The 21,163-nt window shown below is 67.8% G+C and carries 20 protein-coding genes; 12 read left to right on the forward strand and 8 right to left on the reverse strand.

All coding sequences use genetic code 11. The annotated features are described in order from the left end of the window. Positions 1–267 precede the first annotated feature (267 nt). Genes A5699_RS02890 through A5699_RS02905 form a run of 4 tightly spaced genes read left to right on the forward strand, consistent with a single transcriptional unit; the run spans position 268 to position 4,633 of the window. On the forward strand, positions 268–1,233 hold the full coding sequence (locus tag A5699_RS02890) for a phosphate/phosphite/phosphonate ABC transporter substrate-binding protein (RefSeq protein WP_157561055.1): 966 nt from the start codon (positions 268–270) through the stop codon (positions 1,231–1,233). Positions 1,234–1,239: 6 nt separating this feature from the next. Next, on the forward strand, positions 1,240–2,052 hold the full coding sequence (gene phnC, locus A5699_RS02895; protein WP_067765089.1) for a phosphonate ABC transporter ATP-binding protein: 813 nt from the start codon (positions 1,240–1,242) through the stop codon (positions 2,050–2,052). Continuing rightward, positions 2,049–3,641: a phosphonate ABC transporter, permease protein PhnE gene (gene phnE / locus A5699_RS02900; RefSeq protein WP_067765092.1), complete on the forward strand. Its 1,593-nt coding sequence runs from the start codon at positions 2,049–2,051 to the stop codon at positions 3,639–3,641. Before phnC ends, phnE begins: the two co-directional genes overlap by 4 nt. Next, positions 3,617–4,633, forward strand: a complete 1,017-nt coding sequence (locus tag A5699_RS02905) for a zinc-binding dehydrogenase (protein WP_067765095.1) — start codon at positions 3,617–3,619, stop codon at positions 4,631–4,633. The genes phnE and A5699_RS02905 overlap by 25 nt, the downstream gene beginning before the upstream one ends. 11 nt (positions 4,634–4,644) lie before the next feature. Here A5699_RS02905 and A5699_RS02910 read toward each other — a convergent pair whose 3' ends face one another. The 3 genes from A5699_RS02910 to A5699_RS02920 form a co-directional block, all read right to left on the reverse strand. Then, the gene (locus A5699_RS02910; RefSeq protein ID WP_067765097.1) at positions 4,645–5,538 is read right to left on the reverse strand and encodes a family 16 glycosylhydrolase; all 894 of its coding nucleotides are present in this window, start codon (positions 5,536–5,538) and stop codon (positions 4,645–4,647) included. A gap of 88 nt (positions 5,539–5,626) precedes the next feature. Then, positions 5,627–6,076, reverse strand: coding sequence for a cupin domain-containing protein (locus A5699_RS02915; protein ID WP_067765100.1), 450 nt, complete (start codon positions 6,074–6,076; stop codon positions 5,627–5,629). A 47-nt stretch (positions 6,077–6,123) separates the two neighbouring features. Further along, positions 6,124–7,965 (reverse strand): Hsp70 family protein, encoded by a 1,842-nt coding sequence (locus A5699_RS02920; RefSeq protein ID WP_067765102.1) that lies wholly within the window; start codon positions 7,963–7,965, stop codon positions 6,124–6,126. A gap of 228 nt (positions 7,966–8,193) precedes the next feature. Between A5699_RS02920 and A5699_RS02925 the strand changes: the two genes are divergently transcribed. Then, complete coding sequence (locus A5699_RS02925; protein WP_067765105.1) at positions 8,194–9,696, forward strand: FAD-dependent oxidoreductase; 1,503 nt, start codon at positions 8,194–8,196, stop codon at positions 9,694–9,696. Between the two features lie 31 nt (positions 9,697–9,727). Beyond that, complete coding sequence (locus A5699_RS02930; RefSeq protein ID WP_067765195.1) at positions 9,728–10,186, forward strand: nuclear transport factor 2 family protein; 459 nt, start codon at positions 9,728–9,730, stop codon at positions 10,184–10,186. Between the two features lie 3 nt (positions 10,187–10,189). Here A5699_RS02930 and A5699_RS02935 read toward each other — a convergent pair whose 3' ends face one another. Further along, entirely contained in the window at positions 10,190–10,843 is a 654-nt protein-coding gene (locus A5699_RS02935; RefSeq protein WP_067765109.1) for a L,D-transpeptidase, read from the reverse strand. 78 nt (positions 10,844–10,921) lie between these two features. Here A5699_RS02935 and A5699_RS02940 point away from each other — a divergent pair, with 78 nt between their 5' ends. Further along, positions 10,922–12,385 (forward strand): bifunctional phosphatase PAP2/diacylglycerol kinase family protein, encoded by a 1,464-nt coding sequence (locus A5699_RS02940; protein WP_067765112.1) that lies wholly within the window; start codon positions 10,922–10,924, stop codon positions 12,383–12,385. Here the strand turns inward: A5699_RS02940 and A5699_RS02945 are convergent. After that, on the reverse strand, positions 12,339–13,010 hold the full coding sequence (locus tag A5699_RS02945) for a phosphatase PAP2 family protein (RefSeq protein ID WP_067765115.1): 672 nt from the start codon (positions 13,008–13,010) through the stop codon (positions 12,339–12,341). The two genes, A5699_RS02940 and A5699_RS02945, sit on opposite strands and share 47 nt — an antisense overlap. A gap of 58 nt (positions 13,011–13,068) precedes the next feature. Between A5699_RS02945 and A5699_RS02950 the strand changes: the two genes are divergently transcribed. The 3 genes from A5699_RS02950 to A5699_RS02960 all read left to right on the forward strand — a co-directional run bounded on the left by A5699_RS02950 (position 13,069) and on the right by A5699_RS02960 (position 15,924). Next, positions 13,069–13,551: a hypothetical protein gene (locus A5699_RS02950; RefSeq protein ID WP_067765118.1), complete on the forward strand. Its 483-nt coding sequence runs from the start codon at positions 13,069–13,071 to the stop codon at positions 13,549–13,551. A gap of 111 nt (positions 13,552–13,662) precedes the next feature. Beyond that, complete coding sequence (locus tag A5699_RS02955) at positions 13,663–15,006, forward strand: sulfatase (RefSeq protein ID WP_067765196.1); 1,344 nt, start codon at positions 13,663–13,665, stop codon at positions 15,004–15,006. A gap of 78 nt (positions 15,007–15,084) precedes the next feature. Further along, entirely contained in the window at positions 15,085–15,924 is an 840-nt protein-coding gene (locus A5699_RS02960; RefSeq protein WP_067765122.1) for a Stf0 family sulfotransferase, read from the forward strand. Positions 15,925–15,935: 11 nt separating this feature from the next. Here A5699_RS02960 and A5699_RS02965 read toward each other — a convergent pair whose 3' ends face one another. Further along, positions 15,936–16,700 carry a trans-aconitate 2-methyltransferase gene (locus A5699_RS02965; protein WP_067765125.1) on the reverse strand — a complete coding sequence of 255 codons (765 nt, stop codon included), beginning with the start codon at positions 16,698–16,700 and terminating at the stop codon, positions 15,936–15,938. A 46-nt stretch (positions 16,701–16,746) separates the two neighbouring features. On the opposite strand from A5699_RS02965, the gene A5699_RS02970 reads away from it, so the two are divergent. Both A5699_RS02970 and A5699_RS02975 read left to right on the forward strand, forming a co-directional pair. Next, a complete protein-coding gene (locus A5699_RS02970; RefSeq protein ID WP_067765128.1) occupies positions 16,747–17,646 on the forward strand; it encodes an amidohydrolase family protein in 900 nt (299 codons plus the stop codon). Positions 17,647–17,674: 28 nt separating this feature from the next. Then, complete coding sequence (locus A5699_RS02975; RefSeq protein WP_067765131.1) at positions 17,675–18,883, forward strand: S9 family peptidase; 1,209 nt, start codon at positions 17,675–17,677, stop codon at positions 18,881–18,883. Here the strand turns inward: A5699_RS02975 and eccE are convergent. After that, positions 18,839–19,756, reverse strand: a complete 918-nt coding sequence (gene eccE / locus A5699_RS02980) for a type VII secretion protein EccE (RefSeq protein WP_067765134.1) — start codon at positions 19,754–19,756, stop codon at positions 18,839–18,841. The two genes, A5699_RS02975 and eccE, sit on opposite strands and share 45 nt — an antisense overlap. After that, entirely contained in the window at positions 19,753–21,159 is a 1,407-nt protein-coding gene (mycP, locus tag A5699_RS02985; RefSeq protein ID WP_067765137.1) for a type VII secretion-associated serine protease mycosin, read from the reverse strand. Before mycP ends, eccE begins: the two co-directional genes overlap by 4 nt. Positions 21,160–21,163 lie beyond the last annotated feature (4 nt).

The raw sequence follows: 21,163 nt of genomic DNA on the forward strand, positions 1-21,163 counted from the left end.
CACTGGAACGCTGACCCCAAGCCCTTCATCTGGAAAGCCACCGCCGAGGACATCATCGCCAAAGTCCAACGCGGCAGAGCCACTCTTAACCAGATCAAATCGCAGACGGACCACTAGACCAAAGACGTTCAATGTTGTTAACCTCGCGGCCCCCTTCGGTGCACCAGTTGGTATAGACCAACCCACAGGGTGTGGGGCGTGGCAGAACCCCGTCCGCGGGGCCCTGCCCGTCAATCGTTCCCACCCCGAAAGGTCCCGCGCGCCATGATGTTCCGCACCGCCTGTACCGCAGCTGCCGCGGTCGCCGCCAGCGCCGCCCTCACACTGTCCGGGTGCTCGAGTTCTGAGGGCTCGGAGGCCACGACCGCTCAGGGCTTTCCACAGACCCTGACCTTGGCGGCGATTCCGGCCGAGAACTCCACCGATCTCAAGGCCAGTTACGAACCGCTGATCAAGCTGTTGGAGAAGGAGACCGGCGCCAAGGTCGAGTTCGTCCAGGCCTCCGACTACGCCGGGGTGGTCGAGGGAATCATCGCCGACAACGTCGACCTCGCGTTCTTCGGACCGTTCGCCTACGTGGTGGCCGGCGTCAACGGCGCCAAGATCACCCCGGTCGGTGCGGTGATCCAGGAGCCGGGCGCCCAACCCGGCTACCAGTCCTACGGCCTGGCCCGCGCCGACGAATCGAACATCAACGGCCTCACGGACTTTGCCGGTAAGAAGGTGTGCTTCGTCGACCCCGGATCCACCTCGGGATTTCTCTACCCGACCGCCGGGCTGATCGAGGCCGGCGTGATCAAGTCCGGTTCCGAAGCCGACATCTCCTCGGCCATGTCCCCGATCTACGCCGGTGGACATGACTCCTCAGCCCTCGCGATCGCCAACGGTGACTGCGACGCCGGCTTCGCGTTCGACACCATGGTCGACAAGACCATGGTCGCCAAGGGCGATCTCAAGCCCGGCCAACTCAAGACCATCTGGAAATCGGAGATGATCGCCGGCTCGGTGGCCGCCGCCAACGACTCGCTGGGCAGCGCGGCCATCGACAAACTCAAGACGATCTTCACCGACAAGGCCAACGTGGCCAACCTTGAGGCAGAAGGCTTTTGCCAAGGTGACGCGTGCCGGATGACCGACGAACGCGCCTGGGGTTTCGCGCCGGCCAAAGATGCCGACTACGACGGAGTGCGTCACGTCTGCGATGTCACCGGCTCCGAGAAGTGCAAGGGCTGACAACCCGTGAGCACCCCTGACCCCCACCATCCAGTCGCGGGTGACGATCTCGTCGTCCTCGCCCGCGACGTGACCAAACGCTTCGGGGACACCCTGGCACTGGACCGGGTCAGCCTCGAGGTCCGGCGCAGCGAGATGCTGGTGCTGCTGGGCCTGTCCGGCTCGGGCAAATCCACCCTGCTGCGCTGCCTCAACGGACTGCAGCCGGTCACTTCCGGCAGCGTGGAAGTCGGTGGTACCCAAGTCGATACCGCGTCAGCCAAACAACTACGTGCACTGCGCCGCAATGTGGGCTTCGTATTCCAGCATTTCAACCTGGTCGGACGGTTGAGCTGTCTGGAGAACGTCCTGATCGGCGGGCTCGGACAACTCCGACTCCCCCGCTACGGCGCGTTGACCTACCCGAAGGCCATGCGGGCCGAAGCCTTGGGACATTTGGACCGAGTCGGTCTGGCGGATTACGCCGACCGGCGGGCCGACACCCTCTCCGGCGGTCAACAGCAGCGCATCGCGATCGCGCGGACCCTGATGCAGCGGCCCGGCCTGCTGTTGGCCGACGAACCCGTGGCGTCGTTGGATCCCGAGAATGCCGACGTGGTGATGGATCTGCTGTTCCGGGTGTGCATCGAGGAAAAGCTCACCGTGGTGTGCACGCTGCACCAGGTCGACCTCGCGTTGGGGTGGGCACACCGGCTGGTGGGTCTGCGCAACGGCCAGAAGATCCTGGACCGCCCCGCCGTCGGGATGACCCGCGACGACGTCATGGAGATCTACCAACGCGTCGACCCCACAGCACGTTCGGCGGCCCGGCCGTCGTGAGCACCGACCTCACGGAACGCCCGGCCCCGCCCGCGCCGTCAGCCCAGCGCCCGCCGCTGCCCGGCCTGCTGCACCTGATCACCCTCGGCGCGCTGCTGGCCACCCTCGTCGCCGCCTGGTCGATCGACTTCGCCCCGACGACACTGCTCAACGGTTTCGACGAGGTAGCGGCGCTGCTGCAACGCATGCTCCCGCCGCGCCTGGACGACCCGGGACGTATCACCGGACTGGCCGTCGAGACCCTGCTGATGGCGGTCCTGGGCACTGTGCTCGCCGCGATCGTCTCGGTGCCACTGGCCTTCCTGGCCGCGCGCAACACCACACCGCATCCGGCGGTACAGGCGGTGGCGCGGGCCATCATCACCTTCTGCCGGGCCATGCCGGACCTGTTGTTCGCCGTGCTGTTCGTCCGTGCCCTCGGGATCGGCGTGCTCCCCGGCGTCCTCGCGTTGGCCCTGCATTCCGTCGGCATGCTCGGCAAGGTGTTCGCCGATGCCATCGAACAGACCGATCCGGGACCACGCGAGGCGGTGCGCAGCACGGGCGCGGGCTACTTCCGCGAGATGCTCAACGCCGTCGTGCCGCAGGCGATCCCGTCCTGGATCGCGACGTTCATCTACCGCATCGACATCAATCTGCGTATGTCGGTGGTGCTCGGCTTCGTCGGCGCGGGCGGCATCGGTTTCGCGTTGCAGGATGCCTTGCGCGGCTTGATCTATCCGCGGGCGCTCGGCATCGCCTGCGTCATCCTGGCGATCATTGCCGCGATGGAGTTGCTGTCCATCGTGATCCGGCGCATGTTGCTGGACTCCGGCCACTCGAGCCCGGTCCGCGACCGCATCGCCCGGTTCGTGTTCGGCGGTGCCCTGGCCGGGGTCTGCCTGGCCTCCCTGGTAGTGCTCAAGGTCAGCCCCATAGCCCTGATCATCTGGATCGGGCCGGCCATCGAGGTGTTCACCCGGATGATCCCGCCCAACTTTTCGGCGCTGGGCAGCGAATTGTTCACCGCCGCCGGACAAACCGTCGCGATCGGGGTGGTGTCCACGGCGATCGGCATTGTGTTGTCGATCCCCGTCGGAATCCTGGCGGCCCGCAACATCACTCCGCATCCGACGGTGTACTGGGCGGCGCGGGCCTGGATCCTGGCGGTGCGGGCGGTGCCCGAACTGGTCCTGGCCGTGGTGTTCGTCGCCGCGTTGGGTCTCGGTCCGATCGCCGGAACGTGCGCGCTGGCCATCGGGTCGGTCGGCTTCCTGGCCAAACTGGTCGCCGACGCGGTCGAGGAGATCGATCCCGGACCGCTGGAGGCAATCCGGTCCGTGGGCGGCGGTTGGTGGAAGACGTTGTTCGCCGGGGTGATTCCGCAAGCCATGCCCGCCATGGTCGGCTCCAGCCTGTACCTGTTCGACGTGAATGTGCGGACCTCGACGATCCTGGGCATCGTGGGCGCCGGCGGCGTGGGATACCTGCTGTTCGAGTCGATCCGCGCGCTGAACTTCGACGTCGCCGGGGCCATCGTCATCGTCATCTTCGTCATCGTCTACGCCATCGAAAGGTTGTCGGGGTGGATTCGTTCGCGCCTGGTGTGACGGTGGCCGCGGTCTGGACCGGCGCCTCGGACATCGAGTTGAGAACGGTGCCGATTCCCGAACTCGGCGCCGGCGAGGTTCTGGTGCGCGTCCGGTTGGCGACGGTGTGCGGAAGTGATCTGCACACCGTGTCCGGCCGGCGCCCCGCGGCGTGCCCGTCGGTCCTCGGTCATGAGGCGGTCGGCGAGGTTGTCGGTGTCGGCCGCGACGCGAATGTTCAAGTGGGCCAACGCGTCATCTGGTCAGTGACGGTGGCCTGCGGCACCTGCCGGCGCTGCCGGTCCGGGCGCAGCGCCAAATGTCAGTCGGTGCGCAAGGTGGGCCACGAACCGTTCGACGGAGACTGGCCGCTGTCGGGTTCCTATGCCGCACATGTGGTTCTGCCGCGCGGCACCGCGATCGCCGTGGTTCCCGAGACGCTGTCCGATGCGGTCGCGGCGCCGGCGGCATGTGCCACCGCGACGGTGATGGCCACGCTGGAGGCCGCCGGTGACCTGTCCGGACGGCGCGTACTGATCGGTGGGGCAGGCATGTTGGGGCTCACCGCGGTGGCGGCGTGCGCCGAGGCCGGGGCACGGGTACAGGCGGTGGATATCGACGCCGACCGGTTGGCGGCGGTGTCGATGTTCGGTGGACGCCCCGCAGATGACGCCCCGGTCGATGTGGCCATCGACTACACCGGTGCGACCATCGCGGTTGCCGCCGCTTTGGCCCGTCTGGACATCGGCGGCACCCTGGTGCTGGCCGGGTCCGTCACGCCTGGGCCACCGTTGGCAGTGGATCCGGAAACCGTGGTGCGGCAGTGGTTGACGATCACCGGGGTACACAACTACGAGCCCCGGCATCTACGGCGTGCCGTGGACTTTCTCGACCGCACCCGCGACCGCTACCCGTGGCACAGCTTGGTCACGCCGCCCGTCACGCTGTCCGAGATGGCCTCGGCGCTACACCCACCGCCGGCGGGCAAGCTGCGGCGGGCAATCTCACCCTGAGGCCCGAAAACTCAACCCTGGAAGACGCGGATCCAGTCGACCAACATCTCGGCCGGGTAGTTGCCACCGCTCGGGTCGCGGCCCCCCGAGCCGCCGACGGCGATGTTGAACACCGGCACCAAGGTGTAGCCCGGATCGTTGAAAGGCCAGTCCTGCAACGAGTTTGCCGGCACCTCGAAGAAGGGTTCCATGCCCGGGGCATAGTCCTTCCAGAAGTACATACCCTGCGGGGTCCACGACATCCGCCAGGTGTGCCAGGCGCTGTCGATCGGATGCGGGTCGGTGGCGAACGACTCACCATCCAGACGCGCGTGCACGGTGGTGCCCGACGGCCAATCCCGGTTGCCGTACCACTCCACCAGGTCGACCTCGCCCCCGCGGACCGGGTCGTCATTGAGCAGCCAGAACGCCGGCCAGGCTCCGTCGGTGAGGCAGTTGAGCTTGACCCGGGCCTCCCACGTGGTGCCGATGCCGCCACGCCACAAGCCGACGACCTTGGCGCTGGCGTACTTCTCCTGGACCGTGGTGCCCGGGCCGCGGGTCGCGCGGATCACCAGGTTGCCCTTGCCGTCCTGGAATGCGTGGTTGGTGTCGGCCACGTAGCGCCCCATGTTGAACGGTTTGTCCCATTCGACGGGGTTCTTGATGGTCTCGCGTTCGGGGACCAGGTGCCACCACGCCGGATCCGGCGGAGCGCCGGCCGGACCGTTGAACTCGTCCTGGAACAGGAATGTCGGCGACGGCGCTGCGGCACCCGGAGTTGTCGACCCACCCGGCGACGGCGCGTTGGGCCCCGGTCCCGGCGGATTGTCACCAATTGCCGGGTCGGCGTTGGCCGTCCCGACCGGCAGCGCGGCGGCTGCCACCCCCAGACCCATCATGAACATCACACTGCGACGATCCATCTCAGGCACAGCAGAACCTTAACCGAACTCTTACCCACATATCCGAAGGCCGCCCAAGTTCTCCGGGGCTCGAACAGATTTCCGCAGGCTACGGGCACAGGGCTGGCGCGTCGTCACGCACCGGTGCCTCGGCAGGCAATGTGTAGGTCACCACGACGTCGGCGTCCTCGGCCCCGGCATTGGTCACCCGATGAACCACGCCGCCCGGAATGACCACCACCTGGCCCGCGGAATACGTCACCGACGAGCAGTCCGGTGCCGTTTGCAGCGCCACGGCACCGTCATTGATCACCGACTGCTCCGGCCCGGGATGGCTGTGCCAGCCGGACCCGGCCCCCGGTTTGAGCAACAGATTCTGGACATACAGGGTGGTGGGCTGCCCCGCGGTGACCACCCAGATGGGCGTCGTGGTGGTGCCCTGGCCCAGATCGGTGCGCACCACCTCGCCTTCGGCGGGTGTGGCGGCGGCCGGCGCGGCCAATATGCCTGCGGCTGCGGTGATCGTGGCGCCCACTGCGATCAGGTGTACGAGCCTCATCTGCCCTCCCGGTGTTGACCGAAAGGTACAGCGACCGGGTCGGGCCGTCAGGGATACGGCTGGAACGGGTTCTGCGGCTGCGGCTGGAACGGGTTCTGCGGCTGGTACGGGTACGGGTTCTGTGTCTCGCCGCGGTTCGGCACCTGAATCGGAATCGGCACCGGGACGAACGGCACCGTGACGTACGTCGTCGTCATCGGATTGGTTGTCGTCGTGGTGGTGGTCGGTGTCGTCGTGGTGGTCGTCGGCGGCGTCGTGGTTGTGGTGGTGGTTGTGGTGGTCGTCGTCGTGGTGGTGGTCGTGGGAGGCGGCGTCGGCGTCTGCGTGACGACGCGCGTCTCGGTCACCGGTGGCGGCGGTGCCTGCGTCACCGTCACCGGCGGTGGCGCGGGCTCTTGCGTCACGGGCGCCGGCGGCGGCTCAACCGCGGGCGGGGGCTCCACCGGGCTCGGTGCCACCTCCTGCGGCATCGGCTTGGGTTCGGCGGTCTTGACCTCGGTGCTCGGTGCCGTGCCGGTGGCACTGGTCAATGCGTACGTCACCCCACCGATGGCCACCACGACCAGGGCGGCGGCCACCGCGAACACCGTCAACGGCAACCGCTGCCAGCCGTCACGCGGTTGCTCGATCGGCCCGGTGGGCGGTACGTACTGCACGGCCGGCCGCGCCGCGGTCTCAGTGCCGTAGGACTCGACCAGATCCGGCCCGGTGTAGGGCACCACGTCGTCACCGGCGTCATCTTCCGACCAGGCCAGGGCCCGGAAGGTCGACGACGCAGGGCCGGAATCCGTTGTGTCGGCAGGTATTTCAGCGGTAGGGAGCGCGGCCACCACACCCAGCGTGGGCGCCATGCCGGTTTGCGCATCGGCGTCGGCCACGTGGACGGCCGACAACGCGGCACCGATCGCAGCATCCAGCGCCGGCTGCGGAGTCGTCACCACCAACGCGCGCGAATGTTGCGAAAGTTGTTGTGTGACCAGGGGGATGCTTGCACCCCCGCCGATCGTCACCACCGCCGAGATCGTCGACCAGCTGATCCCGTTGCGCTCCAACGCTTTTTCCAGGGCATCCAGCGCACCCGACAGCGGCGAGTGCATCAGCGACTCGAGTTCGGTACGCGTCACACGCACGGTGGCGGAGTAACCCGGGAGCTCGACCACCAGATCCGTCGCGGTGTCCGCGGACAACCGTTCCTTGGCCTGGCGACACTCCTCGCGCAGGCGGGCCAGCGACCCGACCGCTGCGGTACCGGCCGGGTCGATCCCGCCGGCCTGGGCGACGCCGTCGAGCACATGGCTCAACAACGCCTGGTCGATCTGATCTCCGGAGAAATCCGGATACCGGACCGTCTCGTCGATCGGTTCGAACGCCGAGGCGGCGTCCGCGAGCGTGATGCTGGTGCCGCCGCCGCCGAAGTCGAGCAACGCCACCACACCGGTGGGCGGCAGGCCTGGGTTGGCCCGCAGCGCAGCCAGGGAGACGACGGCATCGGGGATGAGCCGGGCGGGCATTCCGGCGCGGGACAGGTTCGGATTGGTGCGCAGCGCATTGCGCAGGGCGCGCGTCGTGGGGGCACCCCAGTGCGCGGGAACTGCGATGGCCAGTTGCTCGGAGGGGCCACCGGCCAACTCGACCATCGCGTCGAGGGCCTCGACCAGCAGGGTATCGGCGGGATAGGAGGCCCCGTCGGGCGCGACCAACGGCACCGGGTCGCCGACCCGCTCGACGAATCCGCTCAACGTCACACCGTGACCGGATTCGGGCACGCCGACCTGCGGCGTCCGGTCAGTCGACAACGTCAACACCGAACGCCGGCTGACAGGTTGATTGCCGACACGCGCCGCAACCAAGTTGGTGGTCCCGATCGACAACCCCAACGGGCCGCTCATAACGCAGGCCACGATAGCCGCCGCGGCTGTGCCCAGCCGTCCGACACTCCGCGAGCGCCCCACCCAAGCCCCTTACGCCAGTGCAAGTTTGAGACTTTCAGCAACCCGGCGAGCATCTGCAGATAACGCGATGATCACCTGGGACAGCAACTCCGCCCGCGGCGTGGGCAACCACTTTGTCGCACTGCTGTGGGTTTGCGTCCGGCTTCTGCGGGTACAGCCAACGCCATGACTTCCCTGTGGCTTGCGAACCGTCCGGACCGCCCGCTCGCACCCGCCCTCGCCGAGGAATCGGCCCGGCGGGCCGACGTCGTCGTGGTCGGCGCCGGCATCACCGGTCTTGTCACCGCCGTACTGCTGGCCCGGGCCGGGAAAGACGTGCTGGTCTTGGAGGCACGTACCGCCGGGGCCGGCACGACCGGTAACACCACGGCGAAGATCAGCCTGTTGCAGGGCACCAAGATGTCGCAGATCCTGGCGAAGCATTCAGCGAAGGTGGCGCGTCAATACGCCCAGGGCAACCTCGAAGGCCAGCAGTGGTTGACCGGTTACTGCCAGACGCACGGGATCGACCTGCAACACGAGGATGCCTACACCTACGCCCAGTCCTCCGACGGTGTGGCGAAAGCCAAGGCCGAACTGGAAGCCTGCCGGACGGCCGGGCTCGACGTCGAATGGCTCGACGACGCGGACGTACCGTTCCCGTTCCATGGTGGCGTCCGACTGGCCGATCAAGCCCAGTTCGATCCGATGCCATTGCTGGACAACCTGATTGCCGAGCTCGGTGAGCGTAACGGGCGGCTGGCCGAAGGTGCCCGGGTGCAACGGGTTTCGCACGGGCGGGGCGGCCTCACCCTCCGGGTGCAGACCACCAGCGGCGACGTCGACGTGCACACCGAGCAGTGCGTGCTGGCCACCGGAATCCCGATCCTGGACCGGGGGGGATTCTTCGCCCGCCTCAGCCCCCATCGCTCGTACTGCCTGGCGTTCCGCGTGCCGGGCAACATCACCCGGGGCATGTACATCTCGACTGATTCCCCCACCCGCTCAACGCGTTCGGCGCCGACAGCCGACGGGGAACGGCTCATCGTCGGCGGGGCCGGCCACACGGTGGGGCGCAGCAGTGACCCTGCGGCCTCAGTCCAGGAGCTGGCCACCTGGGCCAAGTTGCACTGGCCCGGCGCCGAGCAGACGCACTACTGGTCGGCGCAGGACTACACGCCCGCCGATGCGCTGCCGTACGTCGGCCCGATCCTGCCGGGCTCCGACAAGATCCACGTCGCAACGGGTTTCGACAAGTGGGGCATGACCAACGGGGTCGCCGCCGCGTTGGCGTTGTCAAGTCGGATCCTGGGCGGCCGGATGGACTGGGCCGAGGCGTTCGCCAGCTGGAGTCCGCACGAGTTGTCGGGCCTTTCCACCGCGGTACAGACCAACCTGACGGTCGGATTGAACATGGCCAAGGGCTGGATCACGCCGGTGACCCGGATCGGTGCGGCCGCCGGTGAGAACTGTGGTGTCGTCAGCGGACCGCCCTGGCACCTGCAGGCCGACAGCGTCGTCGACGGGGTCGAACACACGGTGTCGCCGGTGTGCCCGCACCTGGGTGGCATCGTCAACTGGAACGACGCCGACAAAACGTGGGACTGCCCGCTGCACGGCTCCCGCTTCACCCCGGACGGCACCCTGATCGAAGGTCCGGCCACCCGCAACCTAACCCGTTCCGGATAAGCCGTGGCCCGGGTGTGCTCAAATGTCGGGCATGGGTGACATCGACGACATCAAGCAAGTCAAATACCGGTACCTGCGTGCGCTGGACACCAAGCACTGGGACGATTTCGCCGACACCCTCACCGAGGACGTCGAGGGCGATTACGGCCAGTCGATGGGCCAGAAGCTGCACTTCACCGAACGTGACTCCCTGGTCGAGTACATGAAAAGCTCGCTGGGCCCCGAGGTCATCACCGAGCATCGCGTCGCGCACCCCGAGATCGTGGTGGACGGCGACGAGGCCACCGGCACCTGGTATCTGCAGGACCGCGTGATCGTCGCGAGCCTGAACTTCATGTTGTTCGGCTCGGCGTTCTACCGCGATCGCTACCGGCGGACCGCAGACGGCTGGCGGATCAGCGCCACCGGCTACGACCGCACGTACGACGCCACCCTGTCGCTGGAGAATCTCAACTTCAACCTCGAACCCGGTGCCGCCCTGAACATTTGACGGCTATTGCGCGATCGCGATCACCGCGCCCGGGCGCATCCACTGCATGATCGTCACCAGGGTGGCGTCGTCGATCGCCACGCAACCGGCCGTCGGCCCGCCGTCGGTGGTGTGCACGAAGAACGCGCCCCCGTTACCGGGCACCCGGGCCTTGTTGACACCCATCACGACGGCGTGTTTGTACTGCGGTATCCGCAGGTTCTCGGTGCCGCTGGCCGGATCGGTGTCGAACGGGCACTGCGCCTTCTTGCATACCTGCATGGTGTTGTAGGTGGGACTCTTCATGTCCCCGTCCCACCAATGGTCCGGACCGACCTGCACGTAAGGCAGGCCGCCACCTGGATTCGGCGCCGTGCCGAAGGCGAAGTCGAGGGTGAACACGCCCATGGGCGTCTTCATTTCACCGTCATGGGTCTGCGGCGCCATCCCATTGGCCCCGACGTTGGCGTCGATTCCGGCCGCGACCGGCTGCCATCCGGCGGGCCCACGCTGCCACACATCCATCTTGGCTTTCGAACCGCCCACCCCGACAACGGAAATCACCTGGGTGGCGGCCCCCACCGAGGAGGCGAACCACGGCGGATCGACCGCGCCGGCGGTGGGCGCGCACACCAACGCCAGCACCCCGGCACACAGCATGGCGAGCAGTCGGCGCATCAATTCATCGTCGTCGTCGGCGCTCTCGTCCCGATAAAGCTCGGAGCACGATCAGGTCGCGGAAGCTACGTTGGCGGGATGGATCTGCGTGCGATCGGCAAGGGGTTGGGAACGCTGGACCGTGAAGTGTTCGAGGCGGTCGCGGAGTCCCCGAGCCCGCTTCTGGACACTGTCATGCCCGGGCTGACCAGGGCGGCGGACCATTCCAAACTGTGGTTCGCCATCGCTGCGGCCATGGGCGCCGTCGGCGGCACGTCCTTGAAGCGCGGGGCCACCCGCGGCGTGATCTCCCTGGCGGTCACCAGCCTGATCACCAATCAGGTGGCCAAGCGGATCTGGCGCCGTCCACGTCCGGACCGCACCCTGATCCCGCTGGCCCGACGGACCCGGCGCGTGCCCACCTCGCATTCGCTGCCGTCGGGCCACTCGGCGAGCGCCGCGGCGTTCGCGGTGGGCGTTGGCCTGGAATCGGCGCCGGCCGGGTTTCCGCTGGCACTGTTGGCCGGCCTGGTCGGGTTGTCCCGGGTGGTCACCGGCGCGCACTACCCCGGTGACGTGTTCGCCGGGTTCGGCATCGGCGCGGCGATCGCGATCCTCGGCGCCCGCGTGGTGCCCACCGCCCCGGCCACCACCATGCCCGCCGCCGATCCGCTGCGGTTCCACACCGAACCTCGCCCCGACGGGGCCGGCGTCGCGCTGGTGATCAACCCGGCCTCCGGTGACGGCACCGGCGCGCGCATCCTCGATGAGGTACGGAACGCGTTGCCGCGCACCGAGATCATCGAAGTGGGCGACGACGACGACATCGGGGCGGTGCTGCGGGACACCGCCCGTCGCACCGAAGTGCTCGCGGTGGGCGGCGGTGACGGCACCGTGGCCGGCGCCGCCGCCGCGGCGGACGAGGCAGGGGTGCCGCTGGCGGTGTTCCCCGGTGGCACGTTCAACCACTTCGCCAAGGACATCGGTTGCGATTCGGTGGCCCAGACCGTCAAGGCGATCACCGAGGGCAGCGCGGCCTACGTCGACCTGGTCTGCCTCAACGAGGAACAGCTGGTGGTCAACACCGCCAGCATCGGCGCCTACCCCCGCTACGTGCGGACCCGGGAGAAGCTCGAACACCGGCTCGGCAAACGGCTGGCCGGGATATATGCGCTGTATCTGACACTGCGCCGGGACAAGCCGGTACGTATCCGCTACGACGACAAGACGCTTCTGACGTCGCTGTTCTTCCTGGGCAACTCGACCTACATTCCGTCGGGCTTCGCCCCGTCGCAGCGCCCTCGGCTCGACGACGGCCTGCTCGACGTGCGAATCCTGGAGACGGGTAAACGGTTCAGCCGGTTGCGCATCGCCACGGCCGTGGCACTGGGCCGGCTCGAGCGCAGTCCGCTGTATCACGAGTTGCGGGTGCCGCAGTTCAGCTTCGTCGCCGTCGACGGGCCCACCACCGTGGCCCATGACGGTGAGGTTGGGGAGGCGCTGCGCGAGGCCAGTTTCAGCGTGCGCTATCGAGCGCTGCCGGTGTTTCGTCCACTGCCGTGACGGACGGGTACGGCGGACAGATCAGGTACACCACGATGAACCACACGTAGCCCAACGCCCAGCCGGCCACCACATCGGACGCGTGGTGGACGTTGAGCACCACCCGGCCCACACCGATCGCCACGACCAACAGCACCCCGGCCGCCACCCACCATTTCCGCAGCGGCGGATGAAGCGTCGGCCAGACGAGCACCGACAGGGCCAGCACGGCGACCATCACCCCCAACGCGTGCCCGGAGGGGAACGAGCTGGACAGGGCGTGCACCAGTGCGGTGTCCGGACGTGCCCGGTTGACCACGGCCTTGGCCACCTCGGTGACCACCGCGCTGAGTTCGATGGTCAACACCAGGAACAGCGCGAGACGACGCCGGCGCCGCACCAGCGCGACGCCGATGAGCACCACGGCCAGCAACCGGAAGGCGAACGGCCCGAGCACCTCGCAGAACGCGTTCCACGCGATCACCCAGCCCGGGTGTGCCGACAGATACCGGTACGGACCGGCCAGGCCGGCGGTGTCGAGGTCGGCCAGCCACGGCCAGCGCTGCGCATAACCGACCCACAGCGCGGCATACACCGCCACGGCCGCCACGGCGGTCACGATCAGCCACCTGGCACGGGTTCCCACCAGATAATCTCTACCAGCTCCAATCGTTCCGCCATGTTTGCGCGCTACCGTCGGAGACATGGCATTGATCCTGCGAAAGCTGATGCACATCGGCGGACTGCCCGAGGGTCTGCGGGCGGAAGCCGAAGCCGAGGGCATCCTGTTTCTTGCCGAATACATCCCTGTGACCAGGCGCTTCACCGGAACGATTCCGGGTATGCGGTCGTCGGGCAGCGTCGCGAGCTACGCCGGTTCGCTGGTCCTGACCAATCACCGCGCATTGGCGACGATGTCGACCCTGCCCAAGCTTGCCGGCCGCAGCATCGATCAGCCGTGGTCGGCCCCACAAAGCGGCGCGGTGCACGCCGAGTTCACCACGACCGGCCTCACCCTGCAGGCCGACGTCGGCGACATCGACCAACGCTGCGAGGGTGAGCTCTCACTGCACTTCAAGACCGACATCGGCGACGAGGTGCTGGAGCGGTTGCCGAGCCGGTCGTTGGCCTTCGACGTGGGCCCGGAGTACGTTTTTCGCGCGGTCGGTGTGCCGTATCACCCGTAGCAAATAACGTGCTCGCGATGAGCCAAACGGTTGCCGTGCGGCGGCGCACCCGGTTCGGTTGTGCGGGGATGGAAAGGATGTGACGTGACCGAGCCGCAACGGCAGAACCTGATGATCGTGCACTGGCACGACCTCGGGCGCCATCTGGGCGCGTACGGCCACTCCGACGTGGACAGCCCGCACCTCGACCGGTTGGCCGCCGAGGGGATTCTGTTCACCCGGGCGCATGCCACCGCGCCGCTGTGCTCGCCGTCGCGAGGTTCGCTGTTCACCGGGCGCTACCCGCAGAGCAACGGCCTGGTCGGTTTGGCCCACCACGGCTGGGAGTATCGCGCCGGCGTGCGTACCCTGCCCCACATTCTGGGTGAATTCGGTTGGTACACAGCGTTGTTCGGCATGCAACACGAAACCTCCTACCCGGCCAACCTGGGATACGACGAGTTCGACGTGTCCAATTCGTACTGCGAGTACGTCGTCGAGCAGGCCACGGCATGGCTCACCGATCCACCGCACCAACCGTTCCTGCTGACCACCGGCTTTTTCGAAACGCACCGACCCTACCCACACGACCGGTACGCGCCCGCCGACGCCGACGAGGTGACCGTGCCCGACTATCTGCCCGACACCGGCGCGGTGCGCGACGACCTGGCCGAGTTCTACGGATCGATCGCGGTGGCGGACGCCAAGGTCGGTGAACTGCTCGGGGTCCTGGCGCAGACGGGTCTCGACCGGAACACCTGGGTGGTGTTCATGACCGATCACGGGCCGGCGCTGCCGCGGGCCAAGTCGACGCTGTACGACGCCGGCACCGGCATCGCGTTGATCGTGCGTCCACCGCGTGGGGCCGGCACGTCGCCGCGCCGTTATGACGAACTGTTCAGCGGCGTCGACCTCTTACCGACCCTGCTCGAATTGCTCGGCGTCCCCATCCCCGACGAGGTCGAGGGACTGTCGCACGCCGGCAACCTCACGACATCCGCCGCCGAGCCGGAACAGATCCGGTCCGAGGTGTACACCACAAAGACCTACCACGATTCTTTCGATCCAATTCGTGCCATCCGCACGAAGGAATACAGCTATATCGAGAACTACGCGGCGCGACCATTGTTGGATCTCCCCTGGGATATTGCCGACAGTCCGCCCGGACGTGCGCTCGGCAGCCAGATCCGTACCCCGCGGCCGGCGCGCGAACTGTACGACCTCGTCGCCGACCCGACGGAACGTAACAACCTGCTCGGGGCCGATGCCACCGACAAGGCCGAGGCGATCGCCAACGACCTGGCAATGTTGCTCAATGATTGGCGCGAGAAGACGCTCGACGTGATTCCCTCCGAATTCGCCGGCACCCGGATTTCCGAGCGTTACACCGAGACATATTTGAGCATCCACGGCCGCCCGGCAACCAGTCGATCCGCGATCGCCACCGACCGTGGCATCACCGAGACCCATCAATAGTTTTTCTCATCGCAAGCGAAAACTCTTGACGCCCATTTGAATAGGCGCCGCAAACAAATCATGGTTAAAGTCTCGCCCATGTCAGATCATCCGACTGCCTACCTGGTGCTCGCTTCCCAGCGCAGCGGCAGCACCCTGCTGGTCGAGTCCCTGCGGGCCACCGGCATGGCCGGCGAACCTCAGGAGTTCTTCCAGTACCTGCCGACCACCAGCATGTCGCCACAACCGCGGGAATGGTTCGCCGGTGTCGAGGACGAGTCGATCCTGCGTCTGCTCGATCCACTGGTGGAGGGCAAGCCGGACCTGGCGCCGGCCGAGATCTGGCGCGACTACATCCGCACGGTCGGTCGCACGCCCAACGGAGTGTGGGGCGGCAAGTTGATGTGGAACCAGACCCCGCTGCTGCTGGACCGCGTCACGGGCCTGCCCGAGCGGTCAGGGCCCGGCCTCCTCTCCGCGATCCGCGATGTCGTGGGCAGCGACCCGGTGCTGATCCACGTCTACCGGCCCGACGTTGTGTCACAGGCGGTTTCGTTCTGGCGGGCGGTGCAGACCAGGGTTTGGCGCGGCCGGGCCGACCCGGTCCGTGATGCGCGCGCCGAGTACCACGCCGGTGCGATCGCGCACGTGGTGCGGCTGCTGCAGGCGCAGGAAGAAGGCTGGCGGGCCTGGTTCGCCGAGGAGAACATCTCCCCCATCGACGTGTCCTACCCGTATCTGTGGCGCAATCTCACCACCGTGGTGGCCACCGTGCTCGAAGCGCTGGGCCTGGACCCACAACTGGCCCCGCAGCCGGTGCTGGAGCGACAAGCCGACCAGCGTTCCGACGAGTGGGTGGACCGTTACCGCCGCGATGCCGAGAAGGAGGGCCTACCCACCGGTGATTTCGGTGCATCCAGTAACGCCTGGCGTTACTAAATGCGCCGAAATCACCGGACGCGGGCGACCACGAACACGCGCCGGAACGGGAAGAACGTGACGCCGTCGGCCCGCCGCGGATAGGCCTCGGCCAGCATCGGGATGATCTCTTGGCGGTACTGCTCCCACAGTTCATCGCTCAGCCTGCTCTTGACCTGGGTGAGTGCCGTTCCGGTGATCCAGTCGAGAACCGGTGTCTCCCCGGTCAATTGATGCACATAAGTGCTCTCCCAGGCGTCCACCGCACAGCCGGCGTCAGACAGTAGCCCGGCGTACTGCGCGGGCGTGTCCACCTGGCCCACATCACGCCAGGGCATGTCGCGCAGCGCCTCGGCGAACGGTTCACGCCGCGCCAACGTCCGCACCGCATGGTGTGACGGCGCGTCGAAGTTGCCCGGCACCTGGAACGCGATCCACGCTCCCGCCGGCAGTTGCGCAACCCACCGCGCCACAAGTTCGCGATGCGTGGGCACCCACTGCAGTGCCGCGTTGGAGACCACGACGTCGGTGTCGGGTTGGGGCTCCCAATCCTCGATGGCGCCGAGGTAGGCCTCGATCCCCCGGTCCTGTGCGGCCGATACCATCTCCAGTGAATTGTCCCAGGCCTCCAGCGTGGCGTCGGGCCACCGCTGGGCGAGGGTCTCGGTCAGGTTCCCCGGCCCACAACCCAGATCCACCACCCGTCGCGGAGCCGTCGCCGCCACTCGCGAGAGCAGGTCGTAGAACGGCCGCCCTCGGTGATCGGCAAAGGCCAGATACGTTTCCGGGTTCCACACGCCCCGATCATCCCCCGCCGGGCGGGTGGGTGCATGATCGTCGACGATGCCCGAAACCACCGACAACACCGACGAGGCGCAAGCGGTCCGCGCGATCTGGACGAACCTCGGACTGCCCGGCATCGTCGACGTGCACACCCACTTCATGCCCAAGAACGTCATGGACAAGGTCTGGCAGTACTTTGACAGCCAGGGCCCGCTGATCGGCCGGGAATGGCCGATCACCTACCGTGCCGACGAGGCGCAGCGGGTCGCCACCCTGCGGGAGTTCGGGGTCCGCAAGTTCTCCTCGCTGATCTACCCGCACAAGCCCGACATGGCAGCGTGGCTCAACCAGTGGGCGATCGGGTTCGCGAAGGACACCCCGGACTGCCTGGGCACCGCCACCTTCTTCCCCGAACCGCAGGCCCCCAGCTATGTCGCCGAGGCGATCACCGCGGGCACCCAGGTGTTCAAGGCTCATATCCAGGTCGGCAACTATGACCCCAACGATCCACTGCTCGACGAGGTTTGGGGATTGATCGAAGACGCCGGTGTGCCGGTCGTCATCCACTGCGGCTCCGGTCCGGCGCCGGGAACGTTCACCGGCCCCGACCCGATCGCCGCGCTGTTGGGGCGCTACCCGCGGCTGGCGCTGATCGTCGCGCACATGGGCATGCCCGAGTACTCGGCTTTCCTCGATCTCGCCGAGCGCCACGAGAACGTGCGGTTGGACACCACGATGGCGTTCACCCCGTTCGTCGAAGCGATGATGCCGTTTCCCACCTCCGAATCGGCCCGGCTGAACGCACTGGGTGAGCACATCCTGTTCGGCAGCGACTTCCCGAACATCCCCTACGGTTACGCCGAGGCCGTGCACCACCTCATCGACCTGCCGGGCGTCGACGACACCTGGCGCCGCAACGTCCTGCACGACAACGCCGCGAGGCTTTTCCGGCTCGACTGAGCGCCCGCACCGATTAGCATCGGCAATCGTGGACCCGTCTCGCGTCGACCCTGTCGATCCGGTGGAACCTCCGATCCCGGTTCCCGACGTTCCGGGCGGTGATGCCGGTCCCCGCGGGCTGCCGCGCCGGGTCGACCTGACCCTGCGGCAGCGGGCCATTGTCGACGCCTCCGCAGTGGCCGACATCGCCCTGCGCACCGGGGTCGCCTCGGTCGTGGCGACGTCGATGGTGCCGACCACGCTGGCCTCGATGGTGCGTCCGTCGACTTCGCGAACCGAGCACGAGCACATGCGGTTCTATGCCGACCTGGCCGCGGCCCAGGACCCCGCGGCGTCCTTTCCGGCGCCCACCCGGGCCCCTCGCGTGTCCACTCGCCCGGCCAATCCGGTCGCGCAGCTGATCGCCCACGGCCGCGTCGAGAATCTACGGTTCGACAGCAGCTTCACCGCGGTCAACCCGGCGCTGAGTGAGATGTGCGGCGGGTTCACCCGTAACAACGTTGTGCGGGCACAGCATTGGCGTCACGACGACGGCCCGCACCCCACCTTGTGTGTGATCCACGGCTTCATGGGTTCGCCGTATCTGGCCAACGGCCTGTTCTTGTCGCTGCCCTGGTTCTTCCGGTCCGGCTACGACGTGTTGTTGTACACCTTGCCGTTTCACGGCCGCCGCGCCGAACGGTACTCACCGTTCAGCGGATACGGATTCTTCGCGCACGGTTTCGCCGGGTTCTGCGAGGGCATGGCCCAGGCCGTGCACGACTTCCGGTCTGTGATCGATTATCTGGAGTTCACCGGTGTCGACCGCATCGCCCTGACCGGTATCTCCCTGGGTGGTTTCACGTCGGCCTTGCTGGCCGGCGTGGACGACCGGATTCAGGCGGTGGTGCCCAATGTCCCCGTGGTGACGCCGGATCGCACGGTCGACGAATGGTTTCCGGCCAACAAGCTGGTGGCCCTGCAGCGACTGGTGGCCAGAACCGACCCGGCCCTGGTCGAAGCCGCCGCCCGGTATGCCTCACCGCTGAACTATCGGCCTCTGGTGCCCAAGGACCGACGGTTGATCATCACCGGCCTGGGTGACCGGCTGGCTCCACCTCAACAGGCCGAAATGCTGTGGGAACACTGGGATCGCTGCGCGTTCCACTGGTTCCCCGGCAATCACCTGCTGCACGTGAGCCAGCCGGACTACCTACGCCGGATGACCCGCTTCCTGCGGGATTTCATGTTCGACTGACGGCTGCAGCGCTGCGGGCACCGCGGCGGGCGTGCCGTCCAACCGCTGCGTCGACAACGGGTTCAGCGCCGCCAGCGCCGGCCGGTGCCGACCGCGCACCGGTGTCAGACCGGCCAGCGGAGCCTTGGCCGACGGCCGGTCGGCCGTACGGATCGCCGCACCCACGGTAACCTGCGGATCGGTCGGCGAACCGGTGAATTCCAGTGCGGTCCAGGTCTCCTGGGCGCCCAGCGCACCGATCCCGGCCAGCACCGCCTCCACCTTGTCGCTGACGCCGACGCGGTAGGCCGCCACGAACCCCGAGTCGTCCGTCACCCCGCGCCAGGTTTCCTTGCCCGGATCGGGTAGCGGCGAATCGACACCGTCGACGAGCGTGACCGTCCAGCCCTGCTCGCGAAGGTGGTCGGCGAGCCGGCGACCGACGACCTCCGTGGTCTCCCGCAACGGGATTCGCGAGGACCGCGCGCGCAGCGCATCGAGATTGTCGACGGCAGCCACCGTCAGGCTGATCCAGCTACGGCGCGCACCACCAGCGTCGCGGTGAGTGATGCGGACCTTGTCGCAGCGGATGCCGTAGCGGTCCAGGTAGCTCACCACGATCGGCAGCTGTGCCGGGTCGGCGGGATCGACCCGCAGCACAACGGTTTCCGCGCCGGCAGACTCGGCCGGTGCACTCTTGGCGAGGTTGCGCCGCCACATCGACACCCGGCGGGCGATCCGGGTGGTCAGGAACAGTCCACCCCACCACGCCAGCAGTAGGACGACCGCGGCCACCGACACCCCGAGCACCCAGCGTTCGGTGACGGTCTGCCATGGCCGGGCCAGGATCGCCGCCACGATGAACAGGGACGCCAGCGCAAGTCGGGCGGTCATTTGGGTTCCTTCCGTCGATGTGCGCTGGAGGTGGTGCGCACGCGAGGAGCTAAAAAGGCCCACGCGATGGCCGCCAGCGCGAGTGCTCCGGCGCCGGCGAACGCGACGATTCGCCCGGTGTTGTCACGTGGGGCCGGTTCTGGTGGCGCGGCAATCGCTTTGCCCTCGGGGGCCGCCGGCCCGTCCAACGGCATGTCGGCGACGTCCCAGGTGAGTGCGGCCACCGGATCCACACCGCCGGCGCCGATCACGTTCGATGGCGACCGGGCCGCGCCCTGGGCCGTCGTCGTCAGCCGGTGCACCACCTGGCGGGCATTCAGCTCGGGAAACTTGCTGCGTACCAGGGCCGCAACCCCGGACACATAGGCCGCGGCGTAGCTCGTGCCGCTGAGCGGGACCACCTTGTCCTGATCGGTGGGCAGCGCGTTGGCCAGCCCGCCGTCGGACGCATTGCTGACCGAGGTGATGTTCTCCCCCGGCGCCGCGATGCCGACCCACGGGCCGGCCATGGTGAACCCGGACGGCTGACCGGTCGCGTTCAGCGCACCCACGGACAGCACGTAGGGCTGCCACCACGATGGGATCGACACCGAGGAGACCCCGCCCCAGTTGCGCGAATCGCCCGGCGCCCCGGCGTCGGCGAGCGGATTCGATCCGCATGCCGCCCCGGTGGTCACGCCGCCCTGGGTGTTGCCCGCGGCCGCGACGATCACCGCGTCCTTTTCCACAGTGGCATACCGCAGTGCCGCACCGAGTTCGGTCTGGTCGATCTGTTTGTCGACGGGCACGCAGGTCACCACGGAGATGTTGATGACGCGCGCACCCATGTCGGCCGCCCGCACCACGGCCCGGGCCAGGCTGGCCACATCGGCTGCCGCACGGGTCTGCACCGCGTCGGCGGCCGGAACCCGCGGCGCGAAGCGCGGCGAGTTCTGCCGGATCGAGATCAGCTGGGCCTCAGGCGCCACGCCCGAGAAGCCGTCGGGACCGGGCTGCCCGGCGATGAGGCCGGCCACCGCGGTGCCGTGGCCGTCACAGTCGGTCAGTCCGTCGGTGGATTCGATGAAGTCACCGCCACCCTTGACATGGGGCAGCCGGGGACCCGGTTGCACGCCGGTATCGATGACCGCCACCGTCTGTCCCTGTCCGCGACTGTGTTTCCACGCACCGGAAAGGTTGAGCGCCAACTGGTTCGGGCTGACGGCACCCGGGTCGGTACCGGGCAACACCCCGGTGGTGACGCACTCGGCGCGCTGCGTCATCGCCTCCACCGGACCTGCACTGCCGGCCGGTGGGGCGACCTGCGGGTCGACCTCGGGCGGGCTGATGGCGCCCGCCGGCGGGGAGCTGACCAACAGCACCAGACCGGCTGAGGCCAGAACTCCCAGGCTCTTGTGGATCACCGAT

It is taken from the genome of Mycobacterium sp. E802 (assembly GCF_001666875.1).
Lineage (GTDB): Bacteria > Actinomycetota > Actinomycetes > Mycobacteriales > Mycobacteriaceae > Mycobacterium.

Excerpts from the sequence above, each read along its gene's own strand:
- A5699_RS02890 (WP_157561055.1), top strand. The coding sequence starts at position 268 with ATGTTCCGCACCGCCTGTACCGCAGCTGCCGCGGTCGCCGCCAGCGCC.
- A5699_RS02910 (WP_067765097.1), bottom strand. The coding sequence starts at position 5,538 with ATGGATCGTCGCAGTGTGATGTTCATGATGGGTCTGGGGGTGGCAGCC.
- A5699_RS02915 (WP_067765100.1), bottom strand. The coding sequence starts at position 6,076 with ATGAGGCTCGTACACCTGATCGCAGTGGGCGCCACGATCACCGCAGCC.
- A5699_RS02920 (WP_067765102.1), bottom strand. The coding sequence starts at position 7,965 with ATGAGCGGCCCGTTGGGGTTGTCGATCGGGACCACCAACTTGGTTGCG.
- A5699_RS02925 (WP_067765105.1), top strand. The coding sequence starts at position 8,194 with ATGACTTCCCTGTGGCTTGCGAACCGTCCGGACCGCCCGCTCGCACCC.
- A5699_RS02930 (WP_067765195.1), top strand. The coding sequence starts at position 9,728 with ATGGGTGACATCGACGACATCAAGCAAGTCAAATACCGGTACCTGCGT.
- A5699_RS02935 (WP_067765109.1), bottom strand. The coding sequence starts at position 10,843 with ATGCGCCGACTGCTCGCCATGCTGTGTGCCGGGGTGCTGGCGTTGGTG.
- A5699_RS02940 (WP_067765112.1), top strand. The coding sequence starts at position 10,922 with ATGGATCTGCGTGCGATCGGCAAGGGGTTGGGAACGCTGGACCGTGAA.
- A5699_RS02950 (WP_067765118.1), top strand. The coding sequence starts at position 13,069 with ATGGCATTGATCCTGCGAAAGCTGATGCACATCGGCGGACTGCCCGAG.
- A5699_RS02955 (WP_067765196.1), top strand. The coding sequence starts at position 13,663 with ATGATCGTGCACTGGCACGACCTCGGGCGCCATCTGGGCGCGTACGGC.
- A5699_RS02960 (WP_067765122.1), top strand. The coding sequence starts at position 15,085 with ATGTCAGATCATCCGACTGCCTACCTGGTGCTCGCTTCCCAGCGCAGC.
- A5699_RS02970 (WP_067765128.1), top strand. The coding sequence starts at position 16,747 with ATGCCCGAAACCACCGACAACACCGACGAGGCGCAAGCGGTCCGCGCG.
- eccE (WP_067765134.1), bottom strand. The coding sequence starts at position 19,756 with ATGACCGCCCGACTTGCGCTGGCGTCCCTGTTCATCGTGGCGGCGATC.